The sequence below is a fragment of the Saliniramus sp. genome, assembly GCF_035311605.1.
Taxonomy (GTDB): Bacteria; Pseudomonadota; Alphaproteobacteria; order Rhizobiales; family Beijerinckiaceae; genus Saliniramus.
In genome coordinates this window covers 1-2901 of sequence record NZ_DATGCW010000286.1, presented here as the reverse complement: position 1 = coordinate 2901, position 2901 = coordinate 1, and the positions used below count along the sequence as shown (strand labels likewise).

Annotated in this window: 3 protein-coding genes and 1 pseudogene; 1 reads left to right on the top strand and 3 read right to left on the bottom strand. The window is 66.1% G+C overall.

The window, feature by feature from the left end; all coding sequences use genetic code 11:
* Positions 1 to 184 (bottom strand): annotated as a pseudogene (locus VKP01_RS12900) (hypothetical protein); the annotation flags it as partial.
* Positions 181 to 957, bottom strand: coding sequence for an enoyl-CoA hydratase (locus VKP01_RS12895; RefSeq protein WP_324412909.1), 777 nt, complete (start codon positions 955 to 957; stop codon positions 181 to 183). The gene VKP01_RS12895 and the pseudogene VKP01_RS12900, both read right to left, overlap by 4 nt.
* Before the next feature lie 176 nt (positions 958 to 1133).
* On the opposite strand from VKP01_RS12895, the gene VKP01_RS12890 reads away from it, so the two are divergent.
* Positions 1134 to 1760 (top strand): LysE family translocator, encoded by a 627-nt coding sequence (locus VKP01_RS12890; protein WP_324412907.1) that lies wholly within the window; start codon positions 1134 to 1136, stop codon positions 1758 to 1760.
* 37 nt (positions 1761 to 1797) lie between these two features.
* Here the strand turns inward: VKP01_RS12890 and VKP01_RS12885 are convergent.
* A partial coding sequence (locus VKP01_RS12885; RefSeq protein ID WP_324412905.1) for an MFS transporter occupies positions 1798 to 2901 on the bottom strand: 1104 nt, incomplete at its 5' end.

The following is a 2901-nucleotide window of genomic DNA, read 5'->3' as shown; positions in this document are numbered from 1 at the left end:
GCTGCAGGTTCTCGGCCTTGAAATAGAACGAGGCCCCCGCCAGCGCATTCGCCGTGCGCGAAGTCAGAACCGGCGTGCGATGCGCCACGCCTTTCAGACGGGCGGCGGCACGCTCGACATCGGCGATGGTGGCGTGATCGGTCGGGATCGTGGCGGCGGGGGTATCGCTCATCAGAGGCCTCATGCGTCCTTGAAATCGGGCTTGCGCTTGTCGACGAAGGCGGACATGCCCTCCTTCTGATCCGCCGTGGCGAAGACTGCATGGAAAACACGGCGCTCGAAACGCACGCCCTCGGCGAGCGTCGTCTCGTAGGCGCGGTTGACGCTCTCCTTGACCATCATCGCCACCGGTATCGACATGCCGGCAATGCCGCGCGCGGTCTTCAGCGCATCCTCGAGAAGATCCGCCGCCGGCACGATGCGCGACACGAGCCCGGAGCGCTCGGCCTCCTCGGCATCCATCATGCGCCCGGTGAGGCACATTTCCATCGCCTTGGCCTTGCCGACGAAGCGCGTCAGACGCTGCGTGCCGCCGGCACCGGGCAGAACGCCGAGCTTGATCTCGGGCTGGCCGAATTTCGCGGTCTCCGAGGCGATGATGAAATCACACATCATGGCGAGTTCGCAGCCACCGCCCAGCGCGAAGCCCGACACCGCCGCGATGATCGGCTTGCGCCGGCCCGCGACCCGGTCCCAGGCGGTGATGAAATCGTCGAGATAGGTCTGCGGGAAGGTCAGATCCTGCATTTCCTTGATATCGGCCCCGGCGGCGAAGGCCTTCTCGGATCCGGTGATCACGATGCAGCCGATCGCGGCATCCTTCTCGAACCCGTCGAGCGCCAGGTTGATCTCGGCAACGACCGTGGAATTGAGCGCGTTGAGCGCCTGCGGGCGGTTGATGGTGATCAGGCCAACGCCGCCGTCGCGGGTATCAGCGAGAATGGTCTCGTAGGTCATCGCAGCTTCCTCGTCTTGATGCCCCGCTACCGGGGCCTTTTGGCTTTCCTCTATGGCTAGAGAAGCACGGAGGCGCGCGCAACGGGAAAGCGCGCCTGCGCCCATGCGCCATTTGATCGACAGATACCGACAACCGTGCGAGGAGACGCGTATATAAAGCACGGAGCCTCGTCATCATGCCGCCGGAGATCGACTTTGCCGGGATCGGCGCCTTCGCAGCCGCCCTGTTCATCGCCGCCGCCTCGCCGGGGCCGGGCGTCGCCGCCCTGCTGGCGCGCGTGCTCGGGCGCGGGCCACGCGGCGCCTTCGCCTTCACCTTCGGCCTGGCCTTCGGTGACGTGATCTGGCTCGCCTTCGCCATGGCCGGGCTGATCGCGCTGGCGCAGAGCTTCGCCGGGCTCTTTCTCGTGGTGAAATATGCGGGTGCGGCCTATCTCGCCTATCTCGCCTGGCGCCTTTGGACCGCACCGGTCAGCGGACAGGACATCCATGCCGATACGCGCCGCGAATCGCCGGTGAAGCTGTTCCTCGCCGGGCTCGCCGTGACCATGGGCAATCCCAAGGTGATGATCTTCTACGTCGCGCTCGTCCCGCTGATCTTCGATCCGACCCGGCTTGGTCTCACCGGATTCGTGCTCGCCTCCCTGGTGGCGCTCGCCGTGCTGGCCGTGGTCTTCGGCATCTATATCGGCCTCGCGGCACGCGCGCGCCGCCTGTTCACTTCGCCACGCGCCCTGCGCCTGATCAATCGCGGATCCGGAACGGTGATGGCCGGCGCCGCGATCACGATCGCGACGCGGTGACGGCGGTCGAGTACGCTGCCAGACAGGCCGCGCGGGATCAGCCGTCCCCGCCGACCTTGCGTTCCGAAGGCGCCCGGTCGCTCCCATCGTGATCACCCGGCTCCAGTTCTTCAGCCGCCTCTCCCGCAGCTTCCTCCTGTGCGGCCTCTTCTTGCGCCGCTTCTTCTTGTGCTGCCTCTTCCTGCGCAGCCTGCTCGGCCTCCGCCTCGGCCTGCTCGACCGCCCAGACGCCAGCCGCTTCGACCGCGACGGGCGAGGTGGTGGGCAGCACGGAGAGGTAGCTCTGCGTCTCGTCCGTGGGGGTAACGGCCCGTTGTGTCATGCGGTACAGTGCGTAGAGCGCGATGGCGGCGAAAGTGCCTCCCAGCACCAGCCAGAAGGCGAACGGGCCGAGCCCCCCCATCGCCCAACCGGTCACCAACGGGCCACCGATTGCCCCCAGACCAAAGGTGAAGACGAGGCCGCCGGACGCCGCCGGCATGGTGTCGGCATCCAGATAATCGTTGGTATGGGCCAGAAGCAACGCATAGAGCGGCGTCGTCACCCCGCCTGCGAAGAAGGCAGCGGCCATCAGCGGCCACAAACCGCCGCCGGTGAACCAGCCGATCGTGCACGAGACCATTCCCAGAGCGGCCGCGCCGAAGATCAGTTTGCGCCGGTCCATCTGGTCCGAGAGCCAGCCGATCGGGTATTGCAGAAGCAGCGCACCGGCGAACAGCATCGCGACGAACAGCGCGATCTGCGAAGCCGTCATCCCGATCTGGCTGCCGAAAACAGCGCCCATGCCCGATTGCGTCGCATAGATGCTGCCCAGCAGGAATATCCCCACAGTCCCCAGCGGCGAACCACCGAACAGCGCACGCAACGACATCGGGCGCGCCACCTCGACCATCGGAGCCGGGGTCACGGAAAGCAGGATCGGCGCGAACGAAACGGAGACGAGAATGGATGCACCGATGAACAGCACCGAAGTGCCGGCATCACCCGTCGTCAGCAAGCCCTGCGCGCCGATGATGCCCAGCGTCTGCGCGATCATGTAGGCCGAGAGTACCGAGCCGCGGGTTTCGTTGGTGGAGGCGTTGTTGAGCCAGCTTTCGGCAACGACGTAAATACCCGACATGCAGAAACCGATCAGCACCCG